Source organism: Amycolatopsis sp. WGS_07, from assembly GCF_045278895.1.
Classification (GTDB): Bacteria; Actinomycetota; Actinomycetes; order Mycobacteriales; family Pseudonocardiaceae; genus Amycolatopsis.
This window is the reverse complement of the sequence record NZ_CP136053.1, coordinates 2,802,601-2,827,855: the sequence shown is the minus strand read 5'-3', so window position 1 is coordinate 2,827,855 and position 25,255 is coordinate 2,802,601. Positions and strand designations below refer to the sequence as shown.

General features: G+C 70.4%; 21 protein-coding genes. 11 read left to right on the top strand and 10 right to left on the bottom strand.

From position 1 onward, the window contains the following. Positions 1 to 11 precede the first annotated feature (11 nt). Positions 12 to 1,337: a sensor histidine kinase gene (locus RPX00_RS13240; protein ID WP_406639822.1), complete on the top strand. Its 1,326-nt coding sequence runs from the start codon at positions 12 to 14 to the stop codon at positions 1,335 to 1,337. After that, positions 1,322 to 2,155, top strand: a complete 834-nt coding sequence (locus RPX00_RS13235) for a class I SAM-dependent methyltransferase (protein WP_406639821.1) — start codon at positions 1,322 to 1,324, stop codon at positions 2,153 to 2,155. The genes RPX00_RS13240 and RPX00_RS13235 overlap by 16 nt, the downstream gene beginning before the upstream one ends. Here the strand turns inward: RPX00_RS13235 and RPX00_RS13230 are convergent. The 5 genes from RPX00_RS13230 to RPX00_RS13210 form a co-directional block, all read right to left on the bottom strand. After that, positions 2,141 to 4,033 (bottom strand): TNT domain-containing protein, encoded by a 1,893-nt coding sequence (locus RPX00_RS13230; RefSeq protein WP_406639819.1) that lies wholly within the window; start codon positions 4,031 to 4,033, stop codon positions 2,141 to 2,143. The two genes, RPX00_RS13235 and RPX00_RS13230, sit on opposite strands and share 15 nt — an antisense overlap. 124 nt (positions 4,034 to 4,157) lie before the next feature. Beyond that, positions 4,158 to 6,386 carry an ADP-ribosylglycohydrolase family protein gene (locus RPX00_RS13225; protein ID WP_406639817.1) on the bottom strand — a complete coding sequence of 743 codons (2,229 nt, stop codon included), beginning with the start codon at positions 6,384 to 6,386 and terminating at the stop codon, positions 4,158 to 4,160. Then, the gene (locus RPX00_RS13220; RefSeq protein ID WP_406639815.1) at positions 6,387 to 7,757 is read right to left on the bottom strand and encodes a glycohydrolase toxin TNT-related protein; all 1,371 of its coding nucleotides are present in this window, start codon (positions 7,755 to 7,757) and stop codon (positions 6,387 to 6,389) included. A 20-nt stretch (positions 7,758 to 7,777) separates the two neighbouring features. Continuing rightward, positions 7,778 to 8,080 (bottom strand): hypothetical protein, encoded by a 303-nt coding sequence (locus RPX00_RS13215; protein ID WP_406639814.1) that lies wholly within the window; start codon positions 8,078 to 8,080, stop codon positions 7,778 to 7,780. A gap of 79 nt (positions 8,081 to 8,159) precedes the next feature. Then, positions 8,160 to 9,473: an MFS transporter gene (locus RPX00_RS13210; RefSeq protein ID WP_406639813.1), complete on the bottom strand. Its 1,314-nt coding sequence runs from the start codon at positions 9,471 to 9,473 to the stop codon at positions 8,160 to 8,162. Between the two features lie 1,049 nt (positions 9,474 to 10,522). Here RPX00_RS13210 and RPX00_RS13205 point away from each other — a divergent pair. Next, positions 10,523 to 11,104, top strand: a complete 582-nt coding sequence (locus RPX00_RS13205; RefSeq protein ID WP_406639812.1) for a YqgE/AlgH family protein — start codon at positions 10,523 to 10,525, stop codon at positions 11,102 to 11,104. On the opposite strand, the gene RPX00_RS13200 is transcribed toward RPX00_RS13205, so the two are convergent. Then, entirely contained in the window at positions 11,101 to 11,520 is a 420-nt protein-coding gene (locus RPX00_RS13200) for an SdpI family protein (protein ID WP_406639811.1), read from the bottom strand. The genes RPX00_RS13205 and RPX00_RS13200 overlap by 4 nt on opposite strands. 65 nt (positions 11,521 to 11,585) lie before the next feature. Here RPX00_RS13200 and RPX00_RS13195 point away from each other — a divergent pair, with 65 nt between their 5' ends. From RPX00_RS13195 to RPX00_RS13185, 3 genes are all read left to right on the top strand, one after another. Beyond that, positions 11,586 to 12,746 (top strand): esterase-like activity of phytase family protein, encoded by a 1,161-nt coding sequence (locus tag RPX00_RS13195; protein ID WP_406639810.1) that lies wholly within the window; start codon positions 11,586 to 11,588, stop codon positions 12,744 to 12,746. 158 nt (positions 12,747 to 12,904) lie between these two features. Beyond that, on the top strand, positions 12,905 to 15,796 hold the full coding sequence (gene leuS / locus RPX00_RS13190; protein WP_406639809.1) for a leucine--tRNA ligase: 2,892 nt from the start codon (positions 12,905 to 12,907) through the stop codon (positions 15,794 to 15,796). 51 nt (positions 15,797 to 15,847) lie between these two features. Next, positions 15,848 to 16,486 (top strand): hypothetical protein, encoded by a 639-nt coding sequence (locus RPX00_RS13185; protein ID WP_406639808.1) that lies wholly within the window; start codon positions 15,848 to 15,850, stop codon positions 16,484 to 16,486. 7 nt (positions 16,487 to 16,493) lie between these two features. Here RPX00_RS13185 and RPX00_RS13180 read toward each other — a convergent pair whose 3' ends face one another. Together RPX00_RS13180 and RPX00_RS13175 are read right to left on the bottom strand one after the other, a co-directional pair. After that, positions 16,494 to 17,261, bottom strand: a complete 768-nt coding sequence (locus RPX00_RS13180) for a hypothetical protein (protein WP_406639807.1) — start codon at positions 17,259 to 17,261, stop codon at positions 16,494 to 16,496. After that, complete coding sequence (locus RPX00_RS13175; RefSeq protein WP_370932798.1) at positions 17,258 to 18,133, bottom strand: ABC transporter ATP-binding protein; 876 nt, start codon at positions 18,131 to 18,133, stop codon at positions 17,258 to 17,260. Before RPX00_RS13175 ends, RPX00_RS13180 begins: the two co-directional genes overlap by 4 nt. A 153-nt stretch (positions 18,134 to 18,286) precedes the next feature. On the opposite strand from RPX00_RS13175, the gene RPX00_RS13170 reads away from it, so the two are divergent. Then, positions 18,287 to 19,024 carry an SDR family oxidoreductase gene (locus RPX00_RS13170; protein ID WP_406639806.1) on the top strand — a complete coding sequence of 246 codons (738 nt, stop codon included), beginning with the start codon at positions 18,287 to 18,289 and terminating at the stop codon, positions 19,022 to 19,024. Positions 19,025 to 19,029: 5 nt separating this feature from the next. Here the strand turns inward: RPX00_RS13170 and RPX00_RS13165 are convergent, their stop codons facing one another. Next, positions 19,030 to 19,767, bottom strand: coding sequence for a TetR/AcrR family transcriptional regulator (locus RPX00_RS13165; RefSeq protein WP_406639805.1), 738 nt, complete (start codon positions 19,765 to 19,767; stop codon positions 19,030 to 19,032). A 342-nt stretch (positions 19,768 to 20,109) separates the two neighbouring features. Between RPX00_RS13165 and RPX00_RS13160 the strand changes: the two genes are divergently transcribed. The 3 genes from RPX00_RS13160 to ptsP are packed head-to-tail and all read left to right on the top strand — an operon-like array spanning position 20,110 to position 23,411. After that, complete coding sequence (locus RPX00_RS13160; RefSeq protein WP_406639804.1) at positions 20,110 to 20,982, top strand: ribokinase; 873 nt, start codon at positions 20,110 to 20,112, stop codon at positions 20,980 to 20,982. Between the two features lie 28 nt (positions 20,983 to 21,010). Continuing rightward, positions 21,011 to 21,742 (top strand): hypothetical protein, encoded by a 732-nt coding sequence (locus RPX00_RS13155; protein WP_406639803.1) that lies wholly within the window; start codon positions 21,011 to 21,013, stop codon positions 21,740 to 21,742. Beyond that, positions 21,735 to 23,411 carry a phosphoenolpyruvate--protein phosphotransferase gene (ptsP, locus tag RPX00_RS13150; RefSeq protein WP_406639802.1) on the top strand — a complete coding sequence of 559 codons (1,677 nt, stop codon included), beginning with the start codon at positions 21,735 to 21,737 and terminating at the stop codon, positions 23,409 to 23,411. Before RPX00_RS13155 ends, ptsP begins: the two co-directional genes overlap by 8 nt. A 55-nt stretch (positions 23,412 to 23,466) precedes the next feature. Here ptsP and RPX00_RS13145 read toward each other — a convergent pair whose 3' ends face one another. Continuing rightward, positions 23,467 to 24,129 carry a DUF1707 domain-containing protein gene (locus RPX00_RS13145; RefSeq protein ID WP_406639801.1) on the bottom strand — a complete coding sequence of 221 codons (663 nt, stop codon included), beginning with the start codon at positions 24,127 to 24,129 and terminating at the stop codon, positions 23,467 to 23,469. 222 nt (positions 24,130 to 24,351) lie between these two features. Here RPX00_RS13145 and RPX00_RS13140 point away from each other — a divergent pair, with 222 nt between their 5' ends. After that, complete coding sequence (locus tag RPX00_RS13140; protein ID WP_406639800.1) at positions 24,352 to 25,254, top strand: hypothetical protein; 903 nt, start codon at positions 24,352 to 24,354, stop codon at positions 25,252 to 25,254. The last annotated feature ends 1 nt before the right edge of the window (position 25,255 follow it).

Genomic DNA, 25,255 nt, shown 5'->3' with positions numbered 1-25,255 from the left:
CAGGGGGATCGATGACGCGGCAGCACGGCGGGGACCGGCGCAGTGCCAGCTTTCTCGTTATGTTGCTGCGGCGCGGCACCCCGGCGCTGGCCACGGCCCCGACCGGGCTGACCGACGAGATCGGCGATCCCACCCCGGTGCGCGCGCTGCAGCGGATTTCGCGGATGGCCGGTCCGGTCGACGAGCGTCACCACGACGGGTTGCTGCTGCGCGCGGCGCGGTACGTGGTGCTGGTGCCGCTCGCTTACCGCCTGGTGTCGGTGCCGGGTCAGTTCGCCGCCTATGTCGCGAAGCACGGGTCGGCCGGACTGCTGCCGGTGGCGCTGGTGGCCGCGTGCTCGGTGGCGCTGAGCGCGTTCGGCCTGTTCTGGATGATGCGCCGGGCCCCGTTCCGCAGTGATCTCGCGGGGCGGCTGCTGCTGATCGACCTCGTGGCCACGCTCGTGTTCGAGCTGTTCATCGGCGCGACGGTGTCGCCCGAGATGTTCCACGACGCGCTCGGCGTCGCGGACAAACACCTGCTCGGCAGCATCGCCTTGCTCACGCTCGCTGTCGGCATCCCGTCCGGGCTCGGGTTGGCGGTGCTCAGCCTGCCGGTGCGGTTGCTGTCGGATCTGCTCAACCACGGTGCGGTCGATTTCGCGCAGGCCGCGTCGCTGTATCCGACGATGTTCGGCGTCCTGTTCACCGCGGTCGGCGCGCTGATCCTGCTCGGCCTCGGCATCCGGCTGGCGCTGGCGTACGGGATCCGCAACGGGCGGCTCGCCGAACGCGCGCGGCAGCACCGGATGCTGCACGACACGGTGCTGCAGACGCTGGAAGCGATCGCGCTCGGCGGTCCCGGCGATTCGGATCAGCGGCTGGTCGAGGTGCAGCGGCTGGCTCGTGCGCAGGCGATCGAGCTGCGGCAGACGATCGAGACGGCGGCTGCTCAGCGGGAGGAAGAGGGCGCGCGGCCGCTTGGCGAGAAGCTCGCGGCGCTGGCCGCGGAGATGGCGCGCGACGGTCTGCGCGCGCAGCTGGTGATCGCCGAACTGGACGACGACACATTGTCGGAGGTCCGGCAGATCGCGATCCGCGACGCGGTGCGGGAAGCGATGCGCAACACGATGAAGCACGCCGAGACGGACAAGGTGGTGGTGCGCGTGGAGGAACGCAACGGCGGCATCGCGGTGATCACGCGCGATCACGGCACCGGGTTCAGCCCGCACGAACGGCCTGCCGGATTCGGCATCAGCGAGTCGATCACCGCGCGGTTGTCCGAGGTCGGCGGGACCTCGCTGGTGGAATCGAGTCCGGGCAGCGGAACGCGGGTGACGTTGTGGGTGCCGCTGTGAGCGGGGTGGCTGGCGCGCTGGCGGCGTATCAGGACGGGGATGTCGAGCGGGCGGGTGCGCTCGCCGCGGAGGCGGGAACTCCGTTGGGGGCCGAGCTGGCGACGTATCTCGCGGCGGGGCCGAGCGGTCCGGTGTACGACCAGCCCGCGGCGTTCACGGCCTTTATTCGCGGCGGCGGGAACGTCGAGCTGTATCGGCGGTTGAGCGAGGAATTGGCCGCGCGGTACGACTCCTGGCGTCCGGCGGCGCTGCTGGATCTCGGCTGCGGTGACGGGTTGGCGATCGAACCGGCGCTGGCGCGGGCCTCGTTCCGGCCGGAGCGGATCGACCTGGTGGAGCCGTCGGAGGCGCTGCTCGCGGACGTCGAAGTCCCTGGTGCGCGCCGGTTTTCGTTGACCGCGCAGGACTTTCTCGTCGCGGATGGTTCCACGTGGAACCTCACGCAGTCGACGTTCGCGCTGCAGTCGATCGAGCCGGCCGCCCGCGCCGAGGTGCTGAGCGCGCTGCGGCCGCGGACGGAACGGTTAGTACTGGCCGAATTCGACGTGCCGGACTCCGCCGACCTGGAATCGCTCGCGCGGCGGTACGAACGCGGCGTCGCCGAATACGGCGAGCAGGCTTCCCTGGTGGCGCAAGGGTTTCTGCTGCCCGTCCTGCTCGGCGTCGCCGCCGGTACGGCACGCACGAACTGGGAACACCCGGCCGCGCAGTGGACCCGGCAGCTCGAAGCCGCCGGGTTCGCCGACGTGACCGTGGAACCGCTCGCGGACTACTGGTGGTCGCCCGCCGTACTGATCACGGCGTCACAGCCGGGATAGCGCTCCCTGCTCGACGTGCTGCGCGATCGGCCGCGGCAGCAGGTACGCCGTGGCCCCGCCGGGCTGCTGGCCCCACGGCGTGGTGACCCCGGTGAGCACCCGGATCGTGCGCTGCACGCGGTACTCGTGCCGGTCGCGTTCGCGGTCCGGCGTCAGCGAGGTTTCGAGGAACCGCACCGAACTCGCGTGCACCAGGTTCCCGGCCTCGGGACCGAACCGCACCACCGTGGTGCCGGCGGGCAGCGCGACGATCCGCTTGCCGCGGTAGAACGACAACGGCGGCTCGCCGCGCATCGGCAGGATCGGCCAGTCCATGGGCTGATCGGATTCGTCTTGCGCCTGCGGCGGCAGCATCAGCAGCGTGCCGAGCAGGAACCGGGCCGCGTCGGCGAGGTTGGCGAACGCCACCGGCTCCACCGCCGGCGGACGCGACACCTCCCAGCCGTTTTCCGTGCGGCGCAACGTCCACACGCCTTCGGCGGGCACCTCGTCCGCGCCGATCCGGTACGCCGACGACGGCACGCCGTGCTCGACGAGCCGTTGCTGCAGCAGCGCCAGCGTCTCGGCCGCGCGCAACCCGCGGTTCGGCTCGCCGCGGACCGCGCGGGCGAGCGGGCTGTCGTCCGGGATGTCGGCCTCGGTACGCCCCGGGCGCGGTTTGCCGAGCACGTCCGCCTCGGCGGTCGCGCGGACCAGATCGCGCACGATCGGCGGCCGGAATCCGGCGGCGCGGATGTGCTCGACCAGCTCCGGTTCCGGCGGAACCCCGTATTTGCGCAGGTAATGCGGTACGGCGGCGGGCCAGATCCAGGTGCCGTCGGTGTGGAAGGCCTGCGGTACGTCCGGCGGCGCGCCGGGCGCGAAGATGTCCGGCTGCGGTGCCGGCCGGTGCAGGACGACGGGCGAGCGGAACAGGTAGTCGAGCACGCCGCGGATCTGGTCCGGCGGCACCGGCGGGCGGTTCACGACGGGCCGCTCGCCCTCGTTGTGCGCGTCGACCGGCCGCGCCTGGCGGAAGCCGATGCTCAGCGGCAGCCCGGCCTTCGCGCCGAGCCAGTCCGGGAGATGCTTGTCCGGCCTCGGGAAACGGGTCAGCTCCACCAGGTAGGACTCGCGGGCGGGCTCGCCGCCGTCGTTGGGCGGCAGCCGCCAGTCCGGCTCCTGGTCGGCGTCGAAGTCGAAATCGAACTGCGAATCGGCGTCGAGGGTGAAGGTGCCCTGGAACCAGGTGCCGGTTTCCGGCTGGTACATCGCCGCGCGCAGCTGGGTGAACAGCGTGCTCAGCTGCGGCGTGCCGGGCAGCGACACCGAAACCGGGCCGTTCTCGTCGCCGACCGCGCGGACCTCCAGCTCGGCGTAGTCGCCGACCTGCCGGAACTGCGCCGCGACCCGCGTCCATCCGCCGGGCACCTGACGTAGCGTGCGGCCGATCCCGCGCAGGATCCGGCTCTGGTCGCCGCCCTCGGTCTCGGCCTTCGGCTCGCCGTAGTCGTGCCGGGTCAGCCACAGCCCGGTGAGGTGCTTGCTCGGCACGGTCACCGAGAAATCGGTGAGCCCGAGCTGCGCGGCGCGCACCGGATCGTGCCGCGTCCAGCGCAGGGTCAGGTTCGGCTGGTCGCCCGGCGCGACCTCGAACAGCTCGTTGTCGTATTCGACGTAAGTACGCAGGTCGAACGTCGCGGGCACCTCGTTCGCGAGCACGACCCTGGCCGGGCGGCCCTCGTGTTCGCGGTCGAAGCCCTCGGGCGCTTCCTCGTCGCCCACGACCGTCAGCAGCAGTGTGCCGTCGGTGGTGGAGCGCTGCGCCGCGAAGGTGCGATCGTCGAGCGTCGCGTACAGGCCGTCTGGGCGTTCTCCCGATTCCACCCGGTACCGCACGTCTGGTTCCTCCCCGAAGTCCCCCGTGTAGCCGCAACGAACTTATCTGACCGTGTCACGGCGGGACCATCGGTCACCGGCACCGGGAGAATGTGCGCCCACAAATACCCGTCTGAGTGACCGATCAGTGCCGCGGGTAGCGCTGGACCCAGGCGTCGCCGAGTGCGTTTCGTGCCGAATGCCGGTCGAAATGCCACAGCGCGTCAGTGGCCACCTGTTCGATCAGGTGGTGTAGTTCCAGCTGCTCAACCCACTTTCGGGGCAGTCCGGGAACACCCACCCGGGCCCCGAGCAGCGCCCCGGTCAACGCGCCGGTGAGCGCGCTGCGGCCGGAGTGGTTGACCGCGCGCAGCATGGCCTGTTCCGGGTAGTTCTCGAAGCCGGACAGCGCGGCGAACGAACGGCCGAGCACGGACAGCGTGCTGTGCCCGTCGCCGATCAGCTCCGGCATGCGCAGGTCCGGCAGGCCGTGCTCGCCGAAGAACGGCACCGCCTCCGCGACCAGTTCGCGCACCGGCCCCCACTCGGGCCCGTCGTGTTCTTCGAGCACCTCGCGGGACAGGTTCCAGACGGGATAGCTGAACGAGTCCTTCGTGAGCGCCTTCTCGAACACCCAGGCCAGATACGTCGCCGCGGCCACGTCGTCCGGCTGGTGCGTCACGCCGGCCAGATCGCGCACGACCTGGCTGATGCCGCCGCTGAACCCGGTGCCCGGACCGGCCGCGGTCAGCACCGCGGGCAGCGCGGCGACCAGCGCGGCCGGGCCCGACATCGGCGCGGCTTGCGGATCGCCGGTGACCAGCGCGTGGTAGGCGTTGAGTTCGGCGTCGTCGATGGCACGGCGGGCGTGCAGTTCGGGCACCTTCACGAGAAAACCGTCGGCGTTCTGGATCGCCGCGCCCTGCGTGTGCAGCCAGCGGCCGAGCGCGCCGCGGACCACGCCGGGGAACAGCTTCTCGACGTCGCGCGACTCCGGCTGTTCGCGGTGCGGGCTGCGGATCACCGCCTCGGTCAGGAAAAGCAGCCGTTGCGTCATGGAACCGATCCGGCCGGGCTGGTCGAACGCGAGGGGCAGTTCGCGGACGCCGTCCGGACCGTAGGTCGAGACGATCTCGTCCAGCCGCATCCGGTCGACGGCCGAGCCGAGCGCCTCGCCGAGCGCGAACCCGACCCACGCGCCGACGACCCGCTGCCAGCCGTAACGGAAGTTCTCCAGGCTGACCTCGGGGTATTTGCCGAACGTGTCGAGCTTCGGGACCATCCGGCCGTCGTTGTCCCAGGACGGCACGAGACCGTTGGCGCGCAGGTCGTTCGGCCGGGAGCGGCTCGGCTCCGGCTGTTCGAGCCTGCGCAGCCACGACCGGCCGAGCACGGTCCGGCGGCATTCGTCGGCGGTCAGCTCGAAACCGTGCCGCCGCGCGCGTTCCGCGGCCGCCTTCGGCACGTCGACCGGTTTGTCCAGCCCGATCCGGGCGGCGGTTTCGACGGCGAGCTTCTCCAGGTTTTCCTCGATCTCCGGGCAGCGGCCGTTCTCGTCGACCCGCGGTTCCTGCCGGGGGAACCGCTTCGCGATCGCGGTCAGCTCGGCGCCCGCGACGTCCTCGAAGGTCGCCGGACCGCCGTTGATCACCAGGTTCGGCGGATGCTCGAACTCGGCCAGCGTCGCCAGATCGACGCGCCACCAGGCGTGCTCGCGGGAAGGCAGATGCCGGGTCGAGCTGAAAACGCGCAGTTCGTTGCGTTCCTCGGAGAAGTAGAACCGGTCAGTCGCGCCGGTTTTGAGGTCGAACGGCACGAAGACCTCGCAGCGCAGCAGCCCGATCAGCAGCTGCTCGCGGGAGAGCCAGCCGACGCTCGCGAAGGCGAGGAGGGTTTCGAGCGGGTTCTCCGGCTTCGGGTAGCCGCGCCGGATCGGACCGGCCTTGTACTGCGGATTCTCGCGTTCGTCACCGGTCTGGTGGCCGTCGTTGTCGACCTTCACCCAGCCCGCGACCGCGGGCAGCGGCACGCCAAGCTCGCCGAGCCCGGCCTTCGCGTACTCCGGGTCGACGACCTCGCGCCAGCTTTCCTGGCCCGGGTACGCGACCGGGGTGCTGAGCCCGCCCGGATGCGGATGCGCTTGCCGCAGTTCGCCGTCCGGCTCGCGCACGAGCACCGAGGGGGCGGGGAACAGTTCTTTTTCCGGACGGCCGTCGTCGAGGAACGCGACGGTGTTGTAGGGGATCGACCAGCCTTCGGGGACCCGCAGCACGCGGTCGTGGTCGACCCGGAGGCCGCCCGGTCCGGAGACCTCGGGGCCGTGCACGGCGCGCAACCACTTCCCGACCTTCTCCACCGCTTCCGCCGCTTCCACCTACTCGATCCTCTCCAGGCTTCCGTCGGACTCGTGCTCCGCGATCGGCTTGGGCAAGACGTACGCCACCGCGCCGCCGGGAAGGTTCGCCCAGGGCACCGTCACCCCGGTGATCACGTGGAGTGATCTTCGGAGGCGGAAAGTGCTGGTCATACGCTCCCGTTCGAGTGGCAGGGACGTCGTCGCGAACCGTACCGCCTGGTGGTGGACCAGGTTGCCGGGTTCTTCGCCGAATCGCAGAACGACGGTACCTTCCGCCAACCGAGTGAGTCTCTTGTTCCGCAGCAGCGTGAGGGGAGGGTCACCCGGCGCGGGCTGGACCGGCCAGTCGGCGACCTCCCGCGCCGTTTCCAGCGGGGTTTCGCGGCCGCCGGTCGCGCGGGCGGGATGCATCAGCAGTGCGCCGAGCAGCTGCTGAGCGGCGTCGTCGAGACGGGCGAAGGTCTGCTCGCGGCCGTCCGGCGAGACGACCGCCCAACCGGATTTGACCTGGTAGAGGCTCCATTTTCCGGCCTCGCGGCCACCGAGGCAGCGGACGTCGGGCCACACGCCGAACGAATCGAGCCGGTGCCCGAGGTGGGCCAGCAGTTCGGGGTCGGACAGGACCGGGTCCGGGTTGGTCTCCCGCTCGGCGACCACGTCCGCGGCGGTCCGGCGGAGGTCGTCCGCGGTTGGTCTCGGACGCGGCTTCCCGGCAAGGTCGGCCTCCGCCGTGCGGCGCACCAGATGCTCGACGTACGGCGGGTGAAAGCCCAGGTCACGGATGTGCTGGAGCAGGTCGGGTTCGGGCGCTGTCCCGTGCTCGCGCAGCTGCTCGGCCACCTCGACCGGCCAGATCCACGTGCCGTCGGTGCGATGTCCTTGGCCGACTTCGGCTTCGCGTTCGAGGTACCGAAGCACGAGGGGCAGTTCGTCTTCCGGCAGCGGTTCGCGGGTTTCGGTGGTGGCGTAGCGGAAAACCACGCCGAGCGGGAGGCCGACGTGCAGCCGCCACCAGTCGGGCAGGTGCTCGTCGTCGCGCGGGAAGGTGGTGAGTTCGGCGAGGTAGGCGCTCGAATCGGGCGGCGTCGTCCACGGGGGCTCGCTGTCGACGAAGTAATCGAAGTCGAAAGCGCCGTCCGGGGTGAGCACGTAACGCGCCTGAACCCAGGTGCCGCGCCCCTGCTCGTACATCTCGGCGCGCAGCGACGTAAGCCGCTGGACGACCTCCTGAGTCGCGACCGTATTGCGCGCCTGTACCTCGAAATGGTCGCCGAGCTGGGCGAACCCGAGGCCGGCCGTCGCGTCCGGATCGGCCCGGTGCGCCCGGATCAGCCGACCGATCTCGACGAGCGCCTCCTGACCGGTACTCGTTGGTTCCACGTGAATCATCCCGTCCGGCGCGGACGGCATCAGGACCCGCGACGGCGGTTCTGCGGAACGGTTCCGCGCGGACGGACGCGGCGCGGGGTCGGCCGCGGGGCAGGCATCTGCGAGGTGTGGTGCGGTTCGGGGACGTCGGCCAGGTGCTGCACGAGCGTCTGGACGGTCACCGCGAGCTGTGCGGGCGTCGTCCGCTCGAAGGCATCCGGCGCGAACTCGAGGCGGCCGAGCGTGCCGGCCGGCCCGGCGGTCGCGCGGACCAGCCCGTCCGGCGAGGTCAGAACAGCTGGAGCGGCGTCGAGACGGGCACGGTCGTCGCCGATGGTGCTCACGGTGGCCCCCCGTGTCGTTGCGCGTGCCGAGATTAACTCGACTGGGTCACAAGTCACCCTAATGCCAGACGGTGAGTAACTACCCCCGTTTAGGCTGAACGGTTTGCGGCAGCGAATCATCGCGACGTCGGCGGGCCAGCAGATATCCGGCCCCGCCCAGCAGGTAGAGCGCGGTCGCGACGACCATCAGCTCCGGCGAGTACCCGTTGTCCTTCACGAAAACCGCCGCGACCGCGACCGCCACGACCTGGGTGATGTTGAACAGCGTGTCGTAGAGCGCGAAAACCCTCCCTCGCGCCTCGTCCGCGACGTCGAGCTGCACCGAGGAATCGACTGACAGCTTCAGCACCTGCCCCGTCCCCATGACCAGGAACGACGCGACAAACGCGAGCGGCAGGAGCATCGGCAACCCCAATGTCGCCTGCGCGACCGCGGCCAGGAGCAAAGACCCCAGCACCGTCCGAACCCGCCCGATCGAGCGAATCAGCCTCGCGGTGACCACTCCCGCGACGAGGATGCCCGCCCCCGCGCATGCGACCAGCTGCCCAAGCCCAGGCAGACCAGCGCGGAGGATTCCGTCGTCAGTGAAGTAGTTGCGCATCAGCAACACGCTGACCAGCAACGAAATCCCGTACGCCGCCCGATGCGCGAACAACGCGATGAACCCGGCCGTGACGCTAGGCGCCCGCCACGCGTGCCTGGCCCCATCCGCGAGCCCACGCGCGACCGCCACCACGGGATTAGTGGGCTCGTCCACGACTGTCGGCCCCAGCACCCCCTTCGCGAACCGATGCGCGAGGAAGGCGGACACCAACGCCCCGACTGCCGCGAACGCCGTCGTCTCCGCCGACCCGATGTCGCCAGACCCGAACACCGCCCGCAACCCGATCGCGCACCCGCCCCCGACGACCGCGATCGCCGACCCGAGCGTGGCCGCCACTGCGTTCCCGGAAACCACCGCCTTCGGCTCCACGACGTGCGGCAACGCGGCCGACAACCCAGACCCGATGAACCGGCTGATCCCCTCGGCGAGCAAGGCGAGCGAAAACAACCCAATGCCGCCCACTCCAGCCCCCACCGCGACGACCGACGCCACGATCGCCACCGCCCGCACGAGATTGGCGAACACCAGCACGCGCCGCCGATCCCACCGGTCGAGCAGCGCTCCCGCAAACGGCCCCACCAGCGAATACGGCAGCAGCAAGGCCGCAAACCCCTCCGCGATGGCCAGCGGATCAGCCGCCCGCTCGGGATTGAACAAAACGGCCCCAGCCAACCCGGCCCGAAAGACGCCGTCCCCCCACTGCGCCGCGAACCGCGTGAACAGCAACCGCCGAAACAACGGATCCCGAACCAGCCGCAGCGCCTCGCCCCGCTCCCCCACCGCCTTCACCCCGCAACCCTACCGAGCCCCCCTGACAAAAACCCCGAACAAGACACCAGCCGGCCCCAGCCGATAGAGCGAGGTCAAGGCGACGATGGGGCGCGGTCGAAGCACGACTCCTGCCGGGCCGTGGGCGGCAGGAGCGCGGCTGACCGCCCGCGAGAGACCCCTGGAGTCAAGGCGCTGCTACAACACCGTCTAGCCGAAGGGACCGGTTGTTTTGACGAGGGTGCGAAACCACCGGCGGCCGCCGCGGCCAGCCCAGATGGAGTTCTAGGCGCAGGCCCGGTGCGCACGGCGGGGCTCGCCCCGACGACGGGATGCCGTTGTTCCAGCAGACAGGCGAGGTGATCAGGAATGCGCCCCGCCACCCGGACCGGTGCGGCTGCCCCTGCCCGAGCAGGAAGCGATCGCCTACCCGCCAGGCGGCAGACCACGACGTCCGCGCGCCGGACGGGCAAGGTCCGGCGAGATCGAACGAGCGAGCGCCCGGCGCGATCAGGCGGGCAAGGGGCTGGCCAGGTCGGGCGGGCAAGGGGCTGGCGAGATCGGGCGGGCGAGCGTCCGTCGAGATCGAGCGGTCGAGTGTCTGGCGAGATCGGGCGGCGAGATCGGGCGGGCGAGGGTTTGGCGAGATCGGGCGGACAAGGGTCCTGCGAGATCGACAGTGGCGCAGCGGAAGAGCCCGACACCTTCGGCGAGACACGAACGCAACAGACCACAACCGACGACAGCCAAAGGGGGCTCCGCCCCCGCCCCACCTCGAAAGCCGCACCAACCGCACCGCGGGGGTCCGGGGGCTCGGCCCCCCGGGTACTAGGGCGCCGGTGGCGGGGGAAGGTGCGGGAACCGCACCGAACAGGCAAAGCCGACACCGGCGCACTCGTTTCGCCTCTCGGCGGCTTGGCGCAGTGTGGCTCCGGCCGGGCCGGTATTCCACAAAGGCGGTTCTTCAGTGAGCCCGGGGGACACGAGTGCGCCGGCTCACTGTTCTCAACGGGGCGCGTGGTGCTGGTGTTCCCGTGCCGGGAGGATTTCCGTCGGCGGGTGATGGGATCATGGGTGACGTGCCAGCGGACGCCGAGGTTGAACCGGGAACGCTCCTGGTCGCCGCACCCACGATGTTCGACCCGAACTTCAAGCGGACCGTGGTGTTCGTGATCGATCACCGGGCGGAGGGCACGCTCGGGGTGGTCTTGAATCGCCCGTCCGATGTTCCGGTGAACGACGTCCTGCCGGGGTGGGGCGCGCATGTCGCGGAGCCGCAGTCTGTCTTCGTGGGCGGGCCGGTCGACAAGAAGACCGCGCTGTGCCTTGCCGCTTTGCGGACCGGGGAGACCGCGTCGAGCGTGCCGGGGGTGGTCGCCGTGCGGGGGCCGGTGGCGCTGGTCGATCTGGACAGCGATCCCGAGGTACTCGTGTCGAAGGTGCGCGGCGTGCGGGTGTTCGCGGGGTACGCCGGGTGGGACTCGGGGCAGCTCGCGGGTGAGATCGAGCGGGAGGACTGGGTGATCGTTCCGGCTTTGCCCAGCGACATTCTCGCGCCGCCCAGCCGCGATCTCTGGGGGCAGGTGCTGCGCCGCCAGGGGGTGCCGCTCGCGTTGCTGGCCACCCATCCTGGTGACCTGCAGCGGAATTAGGCCTCGCTGGACTTCTGCAGCACTCCGCAGCCGCCGGCACCGCATGCGCAGCCGCTGCATCCGGCCGGGGCCTGCGCGGGGGCGGGCACCGTGAGAGCGGCGCGCGCGCCCATCCGGGCACCGGCGAGCACCATCACCAGCAGGCCGAGCAGTCCGACGATCGCGGCGGCCACCATTCCCGCCGTGGCGGGGATGACGAGTCCGGCGAGTCCGCAGACGACCGCGGCCGCGCCGCCGGCCAGCGTCGGGATTCCGGCTACCCGGTTGGCGAGCTGGAACGCCTCTTCGCTGCGCATCGAGGCTTCGGTCCGGACTCCGGCCCCGCCTGCCCGGCTCAGCCGTCCGCGCACGCCGAGGAAACCACCCCAGCCGACGACGACACCAAGGACGATCGGGACGAGCGCGATAGCGAACACCCCTTGAGGATAAGCGTGACCTCGCGGCAATGTCCCGGATACCCTCGTCGGCTGTGCTACGGGCCATGTCTTCGTCCACGCGACACCGGCTGCTCGCCGCCGCCGGGATCGTCACCTTGTCCTTGCTCGTTCCGGGAACAGCGGATGCCTCGCCGCGTCCCGTCCGGCTGCTCGGTGAGCAGCGGGTGGCGCACAACCTGCAGTTCCAGGGCACGACCGTCGGCGGGCTGTCGTCGGTCGACTTCGATCCGCGCACCGGCGGGTACGTCTTCATCAGCGACGACCGGTCCGCGATCAACCCGGCGCGCTTCTACACCGCGAAGTTCGACGTCAGCGCGAAAGGTGTGGGACCAGTCACCTTCACCGGCACGCATCCGCTGCTGCGTCCGGACGGCACGCCGTACCCGCCGCTGGCGAAGAACGACCCCGCCGCGCCGCAGAACGAGCAGACGATCGACCCCGAGGAACTGCGCGTCGACCCGTGGACCGGGCATTACGTCTGGTCGCAGGAGGGCGACCGGCTCGCTGACCAGCACCTGATCCAGCCGTCGATCCGCGAAGCCGCGCGCGACGGTCGCTACGTGCGTGATCTGCCGTTGCCCGCCAACGAGCGGATGACGCCGGACGCTGGTCCGCGCCGCAATTACGTTCTCGAAGGGCTTGCCTACACCGGGTTCGGCACGTTGCTGGCCAGCGAGGTGGAGGCCCCGCTGCTGCAGGACGGGCCGCCGCCCACGCCGACGTCGGGTGCGCTGTCGCGGATCACCCTGCAGAGCCGGTTCGGGCCCGTCCTGGCGCAGTACGCGTACCCGCAGGAGAAGCTCTTCGCCGCGCCGAAGCCCGCTGGCGGGTTCGCTGACACCGGTGTTTCCTCGATGCTCGCGGTGGACCAGGCCGATCCGACGAAATTCCTGATGATGGAGCGGTCGTACGTCACCGGCGTCGGCAACAAGGTGCGCATCTTCGAGATCGACACCACCGGCGCGACGAACGTCCTCCACACCACTTCGCTGGCCGCGGCCAAGCACGTCAAGCCGGTGAAGAAGAAGCTGCTCGCCGATCTTTCCGACCTCCCGGTGTCCACTGTGGACAACATCGAGGGGATGACCTGGGGCCCGGCGCTGCCGTCCGGCGAGCGCAGTCTCGTGCTCGTCAGCGACAACAACTTCTCCGCGTCCCAGGTGACCCAGCTCATCGCTTTGGCGGTCCCGTCGGAACGGCTTTGACCAGCGCGTTACGATGAGTGCATGAACACGGCTCGGCTGCTCCTTGGCCTGCCGCGCTGACCTGGTCCGATGACCGGCTCGGCGCGGCGACCCCTCATGCCTTCGGGCTTGGGGGGTCGAGTTGTTTCTGGAGTGGCTCGACACGGAGGAAGACGGCGATGACAGGGTCCACGGACACCGGGGCCACGGCCGACGGCGCGCAGCGCACGGACGCCGAGCACACCCCGCCGTTCCGCTACACCGCGGAGCTGGCCGGGCAGATCGAGCAGCGCTGGCAGGACCACTGGTCCGACCACGGCACCTACCACGCGCCGAACCCGGTCGGCCCGCTCGCCGAACAGGGCGAGCCGGTGCCCTCGGACAAGCTGTTCGTGCAGGACATGTTCCCGTACCCGTCCGGTTCCGGCCTGCACGTCGGGCACCCGCTGGGCTACATCGGCACCGACGTCTACGCGCGCTACCACCGGATGATCGGCCGGAACGTGCTGCACACGCTGGGCTACGACGCGTTCGGCCTGCCCGCCGAGCAGTACGCGGTGCAGACCGGCACGCATCCGCGCACCACGACCGAGCAGAACATCGCCACCATGCGCCGGCAGCTGAAGCGGCTGGGCTTGGGCCACGACGAGCGCCGTTCGATCGAGACGATCGACCCGGACTACTACAAGTGGACCCAGTGGATCTTCCTGCAGATCTTCAACTCCTACTACGACGAGGACGCCCGCAAGGCGCGTCCGATCGAGGAGCTGGAGAAGGCGTACGCCGCGGGTGAGCGGGCGACGCCGGACGGCCGTCCGTGGGTCGAGCTGAGCACCGTCGAGCAGCGCAAGATCATCGACGACCACCGGCTGGTCTACATCTCCGAGGCTCCGGTGAACTGGGCGCCCGGCCTAGGCACCGTCGTCGCGAACGAGGAGGTGACCGCGGACGGGCGCAGCGACCGCGGCAACTTCCCGGTGTTCCGCAAGAGCCTGCGCCAGTGGATGATGCGGATCACCGCGTACGCCGACCGCCTGGTCGACGACCTGGAGCTGCTGGACTGGCCGGAGAAGGTCAAGTCCATGCAGCGCAACTGGGTCGGCCGCTCGCAGGGTGCGCGCGTCTCGTTCGCCGCCGGTGACGAGAAGATCGAGGTCTTCACCACCCGTCCGGACACTCTGTTCGGCGCCACCTACATGGTGATCGCGCCGGAGCATCCGCTGGTCGAGAAGCTGACCGCGGCGCAGTGGCCGGGCGAGCACCCGGAAAGCTGGACCGGCGGCGCGAAGACGCCCGCTGAGGCTGTCGCCGCGTATCGGGCCGCCGCCTCCCGCAAGTCCGATTTGGACCGGCAGGAGAACAAGGAGAAGACCGGCGTCTTCACCGGCACCTTCGCGGTGAACCCGGTCAACGGCAAGGAAATCCCGGTTTTCGTCGGCGACTACGTGCTGATGGGTTACGGCACCGGCGCGATCATGGCGGTGCCCGCGCAAGACCAGCGCGACTACGACTTCGCGAAGAAGTTCGAGCTGGAGATCATCCGCACGGTCGACCCCGGCGAGGGCTTCGAGGGCGAGGCGTTCACCGGCGACGGGCCAGCGATCAACTCCGCCAACGACACCGTCGACCTGAACGGCATGGGCGTCGCCGACGCCAAGAAGACGATCATCGCCTGGCTGGAGGACCGCGGCGCGGGCGAGGGCACCGTCCAGTACAAGCTGCGCGACTGGCTGTTCGCCCGCCAGCGGTACTGGGGCGAGCCGTTCCCGATCGTCTACGACGAGAACAACCTGCCGATCGCGCTGCCCGAGGACCAGCTGCCGGTCGTGCTGCCGGAGGTCGACGACTACTCGCCGAAGACCTTCGACCCGGACGACGCCGACTCCGAGCCGTCGCCGCCGCTGTCGCGCGCGAAGGACTGGGTCGAGGTCACCCTGGACCTGGGCGACGGGCCGAAGAAGTACCGCCGCGACACCAACGTCATGCCGCAGTGGGCCGGTTCCTGCTGGTACCAGCTGCGTTACGTCGACCCGGCGAGCCAGGACGTGTTCTGCGCGCCGGAGAACGAGGCGTACTGGCTGGGCCCGCGTCCGGCCGAGCACGGCGTGGACGACCCGGGCGGCGTCGACCTGTACGTCGGCGGCGTTGAGCACGCGGTGCTGCACCTGCTGTACTCCCGCTTCTGGCACAAGGTGCTGTACGACCTGGGCCACGTGTCGTCGAAGGAGCCGTACCGCCGCCTGTTCAACCAGGGCTACATCGAGGCGTTCGCCTACACCGACAAGCGCGGTGTGTACGTGCCTGCTGAGGACGTCGTCGAGCGCGACGGCAAGTTCTTCTTCGGCGACGAAGAGGTCAAGCAGGAATACGGCAAGATGGGCAAGAGCCTGAAGAACGCCGTGACGCCGGACGAAATGTCGGACACCTACGGCGCGGACACCTTCCGCGTGTACGAGATGTCGATGGGCCCGCTGGACATGTCGCGGCCGTGGGCGACCAAGGACGTCGTCGGCGCGCACCGGTTCCTGCAGCGGCTGTGGCGGCTGGTGGTCGACGAGCAGACCGGCGAGCTGCGGGTTTCGCCGGACGAGGCAACCGAGGCGGACCGGAAACTGTTGCACCGCACCATCGCCGGCGTCCGCGAGGACTACGCGGAGATGCGGTTCAACACCGCGGGCGCGAAGCTGATCGAGCTGAACAACCACCTGACCAAGGCGTACGGCTCGGCCGCGGCGACCCCGCGCGAGCTGGCCGAACCGCTGGTGCTGCTGCTGGCTCCGCTGGCCCCGCACGTCGCCGAGGAGCTGTGGCACCGGATGGGCCACGCCGATTCGCTGGTGCACGGGCCGTTCCCGGTCGTGGACGAGAAGTACCTGGTCGAGGACTCGGTCGAGTACCCGATCCAGGTCAACGGCAAGGTCCGCTCGCGGATCACCGTGCCCGCCGACGCGAAGAACGACGCGGTGCAGGCGGCCGCGCTGGCGGACGACAAGATCGCCGCGCTGGTCGGCGACAAGACGCCGCGCAAGGTGATCGTGGTGCCGGGCCGGCTGGTCAACATCGTGCTCTGAAAAAGCTCGTTCCGGCCCGGGCGGTGTGCCCGGGCCGGTACTGTGCTTTCCGTGCGTAACCGAGCGATCACCGCGGTCACCGGGATCGCTGTCGCAGTGGCGGCAGTGCTTTCCGGGTGCGCCGTCGCGCCTGCTCCGCCACCGGGAACACCCGCGCCGCGGCTGCCAGCGGATTCGATCGCTTACGACACGCTGCCGGTCATCACGAGCAGGCCGAAGCTGTTCCCTGGCGACTGTTCGCAGTTCGAAAAGAACCCGGCGTTGGTGGGTGCCCTCGGCGGCAGTTCGCCGATGTACAACCCGTATGCCAAGGCGTGCGTCCTGAAGCGGTCCGCGGGTACGCAGGTCGAGGTCGGCTCGATGGACCCGGACCAGCGCATCCCGGAGCCGTGGCCCGGCTGGTGGAAGGTCTACGACTACAGCGTCCACCACTTCCGCCGGATGCTCGTGCTGGACCGCTACTACGCGGTTTCCCAGCTCCATGGATACGGCTGCGTGGTCGCGGTGAACACCGGATCGCCGCAGGTCGTCACCGTCCGGGTCGGCACCGAACCGGGCAAAGGCCCGGTTCCCGGCGACAGCCTCGACGTCGATCGCCAGACCGCTCAGCAGTTCTGTCCGGACGCGCGGAAGGCCGCCGAGGACTACCTGAACACGGTCGACCCCGGCGGCGGCTCGCTGGCCGGCTGACCCGTGGTCACGCCGCTTCTCGCGTACCCGCTCGCCAGATCGCGACCCCGGCCAGGCCGATCCACACCACCAGCGACGCGGCCAGCGCGACCGGTCCGTGTTTGGCGATCCCCGCGAGCTGCCGCGCGGGTTCGGCCGGATCGACCCATCCCGCGTAGTCGATGCCGCTCTGCAGGAACACGAACAGCAGAGACAGCAGGACGTAAGCGGTGATCGATCCGGCAGTGTTGGGGATCAGCCAGCCGATGGTGACCGCGAGCAGAGTCATGCAGAAGCCGCCGAGCAGAATCGTCGCGACCATCGCGCCGGGCCGGGCGTCGAGCAGGAACTGCGTGTCGTATCCGTCGAGCTGGCTTCGGTAATAGGTGAAGGTCATCAGCAGGTTCAGCCCCGAAGTGACCAGCCAGACCCCGATCGCGATGGTGGCCTGTGCGAGCACGTAGCGCAGCCGCGACGGTTGGGCGAGCAGGGTCGGCTGCGCGCTTCGGTAATGCCATTCCGCGGCGATCAGCTTCACGAGCACGACGTTCATCAGCACCGCGCCGAGCCGGATCGTGAGGAATACCGGCAGCAGCTGCTTGTCGAGCGTGTAGTCGCGCGGTCCGCCCTGCAAGAACAGCAGCGACAGCGCGACCAGCAGGATCGGCGCGGAGACCACCAGGATCTTGTCCGCCACCGTCGCGGTCATCTTCCGCAGTTCGACGCCCACCACGGTGCCGAACGACGCGCGCCGCTGTGCCGGGGCCTGCCACGCGGGCGCCTGCGCCGGGATCATCGGGCTCCTCCGGTGAGCCGGAAGAAAAGCTCTTCCAGATTCTGCTGTTCCTCGCGCAGCTCCAGCACCTGCACGCGGGCGGCGAACGCGAGGTCGGACACCTGTTTCATCGGGGCGGCGACGGACACCCCGTCCGCGCTGGTCTGGCGCAGCTCGAGTCTGGCGTTGTGCAGCGCGGAGGTCAGCCGGGGCAGGTCGGCGGTGCGGATGAGCGTGCGGGCCGGTCCGGCGAAGCTTTCCAGCGGACCGTCGGCGACGACGCGGCCCTGGCCGATCATCACCACGCGGTCCGCGGTCTGGTCCACTTCGGACAGCACGTGGCTTGACAACAGCACGGTGCCGCCGCGCTGGGCGTACCCGCGCAGCAACTGCCTGGTGGAGCGGATTCCGTCCGGGTCAAGGCCGTTGATCGGTTCGTCGAGGATCAGCACCGGCGGATCGCACAGCAGCGCCTGCGCGATGCCGAGCCGCTGCCGCATGCCGAGGCTGTACTTGCCGATCCGCCGGTTCGCCGCGTCGGAGAGGCCGACCTGCCCGAGCACCTGGTCCACCCGTGCGGCGGGCAGCCGCATCAGTTTCGCGGCGTTGCGCAGATGATGCCTGCCGGTGCGGCCGGGGTGCACGGCGGACGCGTCGAGCAGCACGCCCGCGACGTGCGCCGGGTTGGGCCACTCGCCGAAGCGGCGGCCGGCGATGGTCGCGGTGCCGGACGTCGGCGTGGTCAGACCGCAGATCATCCGCAGCGTGGTCGATTTCCCGGCGCCGTTCGGTCCGAGGAACGCGGTCACCGTGCCCGGCCGCAGGCTGAACGACACGGTGTCGACCACCCGGCGTTGGCTGTAGACCTTCACCAGCTCTTGGACGTGCAGCAACCCGTCCCCCTCCCCGTTTTCCCGCTGGCAGGAGTTTGTCACACGCCGTGGCCGCCCGGGTGCGGAATCGAACCGCCACGACCGAAAGACGCCAGCTTCGCCCGCCGTTCGGCGCTTCGATGGTTGAAAGCGAAACAAACGGAAAGGACGGACATGAACCTCGACGGCAAAGTGGCGCTGGTGACTGGTGGGAGCCGCGGAATCGGTGCGGCGACGGCACTGCGGCTCGCCGAGGCTGGGGCGGATGTGGTGCTCACCTACGCGGTGAACGCCGAACAGGCGGCGGAAGTGGTCGACCGGATCAAGGCGCTTGGCCGGCGTGCGCTCGCGGTGGGTGCCGACAGCGCGGATTCGGCGGCGGTAGAAGCTGCCGTGGAAGCTGCGGTCGCCGAGTTCGGGCGGCTGGACGTGCTGGTCAACAACGCGGGCGTCGGCTTCGTCGGGCCGCTGGAGCAGACCGGGATGGACGACGTCGACCGCGTGCTGGCGGTGAACGTGCGCGGCGTGCTGGCCGCGACCAAGGCCGCCGCCGCGCATCTGCGCGAAGGCGGCCGGGTGATCACGATCGGCAGCTGCGTGACCGATCGCGTGCCGGGGCCGGGGATGGTGCTGTACGCGGTCAGCAAGTCCGCGATGGTCGGGCTGACCAAGGCGCTGGCCCGCGAACTGGCTCCGAACGGCGTGACGGTGAACCTGGTCCACCCGGGACCCACCGACACCGACATGAACCCGGCCGACGGCCCGTACGCCGCGGACCAGGCGTCCATGACCGCGGTCGGCCGGTACGGCAAGCCCGAGGAGGTGGCTGACACGGTCGCGTTCCTCGCCTCGCCCGCCAGCGCCTACCTGACCGCCTCGATCATTTCGGTCGACGGCGGGCACGCGGCCTAGCCGGCTCAGTCGCGGTAGAGGCCGACGTCCCGGGCGAGGTCGGTGAGCATGGCCTCGAACAGGACGTCCGGCTTGGACACCGGGATCGGGTAGTTGCCGAACACCTCGAGGGTCACGTGGCCGTAGAGCCGCGCCCAGAAGGTGATCATCAGGTACGTGAGCCCGAGGTCCAGCTTCTCCGCCGGGATCTCCCGCCCGGACTCCTTGAGCACCGTGAGCAGGTCTTCCTGGAACGCGGTGAGGTCGTCGCGGAGTTCGGGCGGGACCACGTCGTTGGGCGGCATGACCAGGTCGTGCTGGGCGAGCACGTGGCCCGCCGCGGCAAGGAAGATCCGGCCGAACGGCTCGTCGAGCCTGCGCAGCGCGCTGCCGGTCGCGGTGCCGGTGGCCCCGGTCGGCGACGCGAACACCAGGGTGAACTCCTTGGTGTGGGTCAGCGCCCAGCGGCGGAACCCTTTGCAGATCTGGAACAGCTGCAGCAGGCCCTCGTCCTTCAGCTCCGCGATGTCCTCGGCGATTTCGGCGGCGAGATCGGTGCAGACGTCGAGCCGGAGGCTCTCCAGCAGGTCGTCGCGAGATTCGTAATAGCGGTAGAGAGCTGGTGCGGTGATGCCAAGCTCTCGGGCGATGGCTCGCAGCGTGACGGCTTCCGGGCCCTGGCCTACCAGCAGTTTCCGCGCGGTCCGGCGGATGTCGGATTCGGTAGCCGCTCGCGCGCGACCCCTGCGTGTGGGGCTGCTCATCTGGGCAGTCTAGGTGGTCTGGACACCGATTTAGGGCCTGGCGCGCGAATCGGGGCGCCGCCGACGCCGATCACTCGGGGGGCTACGTGATCGGCGCCGGCGACCCGATGCCCTCTCCGGTGCGCTTCCGGTCGGGGCAACGTCATCGGCTCAAGTCCGGTGACGCTCGAAGAAGAGCGAAGCCCGTCGCAGAAGTGACGCCCGGGGGATACGGATCCCCCGATCGAGTGACGGACAGCCGCTGTTCCGCCTGATTGTCGCACTGAGCGCCGAGAAAGTTACAAACGCTTTCACTTTCGGGCACAGATGGCGGAAAGGACGGGCCGTGGCAGAGTGGCGGCCATGAGTGCTGCGGTACTGGTAGTCGGCTCCGCGAATGCCGATTTGGTGGTGCCGGTCGACCGTCGCCCCGGCGGCGGCGAGACGGTGCTGGGCGGCGACACCGCGTTGTCTCCCGGCGGCAAAGGGGCGAATACCGCGGTCGCGGCGGGAAAGCTCGGCGCGGACGTCGCGCTGCTCGGCGCGGTCGGCGACGATCCATACGGTCGAATGCTGCGCGATTCGTTGTCTGACGCGGGTGTTGATACGCAATTCGTGCGGACAGTTGAGCGGCCCACCGGAATCGCTTACATCACGGTCACTCCGGATGGGGAAAACTCAATCCTCGTCTCCCCCGGTGCGAACTCCGCGCTGGAACCCGGCGACATCACCGACGAGGCGCTGGACGGCGTCCGCGTGCTCGTCGCGTCGCTGGAAGTGCCGCTGCCGACTGTCGAACGCGCGGTAGTGCGGGCGCGCGAAAAAGGGGTGCGGGTGCTGCTGAACCTCTCCCCAGCGGCCGAGGTCTCGGCGGAAACGCTGGCCGCGCTCGATGTTTTGCTGGTCAACGAGCATGAGGCCGCCTATCTGCTCGGCGCGGACGACGCGGATCCACGCAAGCTGCTCGAACTCGGCCCGCGCGCGGCGGTCGTGACGCTCGGGGCCAAGGGTGCGGCGGTGATCGAGGGCGATAAGTCGACAACCGTCGAGTCGCCGAAGGTGGCCGCGGTCGACACCACCGGAGCGGGCGACGCGTTCGCCGGTGCCTTGGCGGCCGCGCTCGCCGACGGTGCTGACCTGGTCGAAGCCGCCAACCGGGCGGTGAAGGTGGCCGCGGTGACCGTGACCAGGCACGGTGCCCAGCCGTCGTATCCGACCGCCGCCGAGCTGGAATGAGCCGCGCCCGCGACGTGTTGTGGATCACGTGGGCGATTCGTTCGGTTCGGCGTGGTGGCAGGGGTACGCGACCCGGTTGCGGAAGGCGGCGCGGCGGCGTGATCCGCTGGCGTTGATGCCGCTCGACGAAACCCTCGCCGCGCTGGGCCGGACGGCGGAAACCTACGAGGGATTGCGGTCCGTGCCAGTCGACGGAGTGGTGGGGTCGCTCGCCCGCGCCGAGGACTTCGACCGGCTGTTCCGGCCCCGCAACCGCGCCCTGCGCGACCGCTGGCGGGCGATCGCCGACGCCGTCGGGGAGTTGCCGCCAGTGCGGCTCGTGCGGCTGGGCGACATGTACTTCGTGGAGGACGGGCACCACCGGATCGCGCTGGCCAGAGCGCGTGGTGCGGAGAAAATCCTGGCCGACGTGCGATCGGTGTGCACGGTCGCGTTCGCGATGCGTTGTCTGACGCTGGCGGACCTGCCGTCGAAGAAGGCCGAGCGGATGTTCCTGGAACGCGTCCCACTCCCTGACGCGGACCGGACCGACCTGTGGCTGGACGACCCCGCGGACTGGTTCCGGCTCGCGGACTCGGCGGAGGCCTGGGGTTTCCGGCAGACTTTGCGGGGCCGGGTGCTCCGCGACCGCGCGGAACTGGCCAGCGCCTGGTGGCACGAGGAGGTCCGTCCGGTGGTCGAACGGGTGCGAAATCGGGAAACGGGTGCGGCGCCCCGGGAGATCGCCGTCTACGTGAGCTATGGTCTAGACCATGTCTGAGAGTGCTGCCGCTCCGGCCGAGTCCGCTTCCGGTTCCTCGCTGACCGGGGTCGCGGTGAGCCCCGGACGCGCGAGCGGACCCGTCGTGCGGGTCGCCGAGCCGCTCGGGGAACCCGCGAGCACGCCCGCGCCGGACGATCCGGCGGCGGAAGCGGCCCGGATCGAACCCGCCGCGCAGGCAGTCGCCGCGCGGCTGGAAGCGCAGGCCGAGGCCGCGACCGGCGAGGCCGCGACGATCCTCATCACGACCGCCGCGATGGCCGCCGACCCGGCGCTCGCCGCTCAGGCTCAACAGCTGGTGACGGCGCGGAACCTACCCGCGGCCCGCGCCGTCTACCAGGCCGCCGAGGGCTTCGCCGACGCGTTGGCGGCGGCTGGCGGGTACATGGCCGAGCGGGTCCGCGACGTCCGTGACGTGCGCGACCGGCTCGTCGCCGAACTGCTCGGCGTCGCCCCGCCCGGGGTGCCCGAGCTGACGTCGCCGAGCGTGCTCGTCGCCCGCGACCTCGCGCCCGCCGACACCGCGGGGCTCGACCCGGCGAAGGTGCTCGCGCTGGTCACCGAGGAAGGCGGCCCGACGAGCCACACCGCGATTCTCGCGCGGGCGCTGGGAATTCCGGCCGTCGTCGCGGTGCGCGGTCTGCTGGCTTCCGACGCGAAGGCGCTGTCGGTGGACGGCGACACCGGGGTGATCGAAGCAGTCGACGCGTCCGCGCCGATCGTCACCGCCGCCGCTTCCGGCCCGGCCGAGTGGAACGGCGTCGGCGAGCTGTCCGACGGACATCGGGTGAAGGTGTACGGCAACGTCGGCTCCCCGGCCGACGCGCAGGCCGCCGCGGACGCGGGCGCCGAGGGCGTCGGACTGTTCCGCACCGAATTCTGCTACCTCGACGCACCGGCCGAGCCGACCGTCGAAGAGCAGCGAAAAGCTTATGCCGCAGTGCTTTCGCCGTTCCGCGGCAAGCCGGTCATCGTGCGCACGCTGGACGCGGGCGCGGACAAACCGCTCGCCTTCCTGTCCCCGGACGACGAACCCAACCCGGCGCTCGGCGTCCGCGGCCTGCGGATCGCGTTCGACCGGCCCGAGGTGCTCGACCGGCAGCTCGAAGCCATCGCGGGCGCGGCGGAGGATTCCGGCGCGGAGGTTTCGGTGATGGCCCCGATGGTCGGCACCGTCGAGGAAGCCGCGTGGTTCGCCGAGCGCGTGCGCGCCGCCGGGATCGCGCGCGCGGGCGTGATGATCGAGATTCCCGCCGCCGCAGTGCTGGCGCGGGAAATCCTCGGAGTGGTCGATTTCGTGTCAGTCGGCACCAACGACCTTGCCCAGTACACCTTCGCCGCCGACCGTCAGCTCGGCGCGGTCGCGAAGCTGAACGACCCGTGGCAGCCCGGTTTGCTGCGCCTGCTCAAGCTGATTGGCGACGCGGCGGAGGCGACCGGCAAACCGGCGGGCGTGTGCGGCGAGGCGGCGGCCGACCCTCGGCTCGCGCTGGTGCTGGCCGGTCTCGGCCTGACCAGCCTGTCGATGAACGCCCCGGCGATCCGGGCGGTCGGCGCGAGCCTGGCGACGGTGTCGCGGGAACGGGCGAGCGAGATCGCGGCGGCGGCGCTCGCCACCGCCGATCCGGCCTCGGCGCGCAAGGCGGTCGCGGACGCGCTTTCGGCGTAAGGGGACGCCGGATCCGGGCGAGAGATGGGGTACCGGATCCGGCGCCTGCCGCTGGTCAGCCGAAGATGCCCCGCCGAGGGTGGCGGATGACCAGCGAGCCTCCGTGGATGCGGCCGGTCAGCACGTAGCGCGGGGTCCCCGCGCGGCCGTTGCTGCCGGTCTTGTCGTCGAGCGAGCCGAACTTGATCTCGGTGATCGCGTTGTAGTCCACCGCCGCGTGCTGCGGGAGGATCAGCTCGACCGAACCCCACTTCGAGTCGAGTTCGATCTGCACCACCGGGGTCGCGACGCGCGCCTCGGTGAAGTCGAGCTTGGTGCTGCCGTACTTGTTGCGCACCACCATCGCGGCCGGCACCTGCCACGGGCCGCTGCGCTGCAGTGACGAGTACTTGGCGTTGAGTTCGAGCCGCTGGCCGAGCCCGGGGTTCGGGCCGTAGCCGGGCGGGTCGGGCAGCGGCGAGTACTGCGGAGCCGCGCCAGGGTGCACCAGGCCCGGCAGGTCGGCGAGGACGGCGTTGAGATCGCCCCTGGTGCGCGCCGCGAGCGCCTGATCAGTGCGTTCGGTGAACTCGTCGAGGGTGAGCATCCCCTGCCCGATGGCTTTCTGCAGCACCCCGACCACGTGTTCGCGCTCGTCGTCGGACACCCGGATGTCGCGCGCGGTCAACGGCTTGGTCTCGGTCGCGGGCTGCGCGGCGGTCGTCTCTTCCTCGGCCATGGGTTCGATGGTAGAACTCGATTTCCGCTGGCAGATCGGGGAAAAACCCTGAACGGTCCCGTATTCCGCGCGTCGGTCGCCCTGGTCGCGGCCTGCTGTCTGCTGAGCGCATGCACGGGCGAGGCTCCCACACCCGCTCCGGCTACGTCGTCGGTCCGGCCGAAGCCGACCACCCCGCCGCCGACCGGCCTCGACGGTCGCGTCGCCACCGGCGGGATCGGCGTGGAGCTGCTGCTGGCCACGTCCCCGCCGACGGTGTTCGACGCCGACTCGGGCGTGCGCGGAACGCTGCCCGGGGTTCCCGGCGGGCAACGGGTGGTGTCGGTGCTGCGCGCCGGTCACACCCCGGTCGTGCTGACCGCGCCGCCCTGTCAGGCGTCCGGCTGCGAACCGGCGGAAGTGTATGTCTACCTGGGCCTTTCGACCCCGCGGTCGCTCGGCAAAGCGGTGAGCGCGGCACCGGGTGCGGACGGCACCAGCGTGTGGCTGATCCGCGAGGACAGCCCGGACCTCTGCCGGTTGGAGCACGTCGCGCTCACCGGCGTCTCCTTCGGCCGGGGCACGGTGGCGTCGTGCCGCACGAGCGTCCGGGTCGAGACGTCGCGCGGGTTGCTGATCACCGTCGGCAGCGGCACCGCGGACACGGTCGACGTGCTGATCGACCCGGCCACCGGACGGACCGTGCACCAGTCGCCGCGCATTCTCGCCGCGGCCGGCGACCGGCTGGTCCTCGGCGGACTGACCGATCTGACCGTGCTCGACCTGCGCAGCGGAGCGCGGAAACCGGTGACCCTGCCGGTGCCGGAGCCCCATCCGTACGTGCTGCCCAACCGAGACGGTGGCATCGCGGTGGTCGATTTCGGCACTCCGTCGTTTGCCGGAACCGGCACGCAGACCCGGGACCTGTGGCTGTTGAACCTGCGCGACGGCACCTGGCAGCAGGCTCCGTCGATGCCGTATTCGACGAAGAACCTGAAGCACTCCGGCCTGGAGTGGACCGAAGCTGGCGACCTGGTCCTGGACGACGAGGCCGTCGCGGCGTGGCATCCGGGGGAACCGGGGTGGCGGCTGGGGAAGGCGAAACTCGCCTCAGCGCAGCAGGAGGCCGGGGTCGCGACTTCCTGAG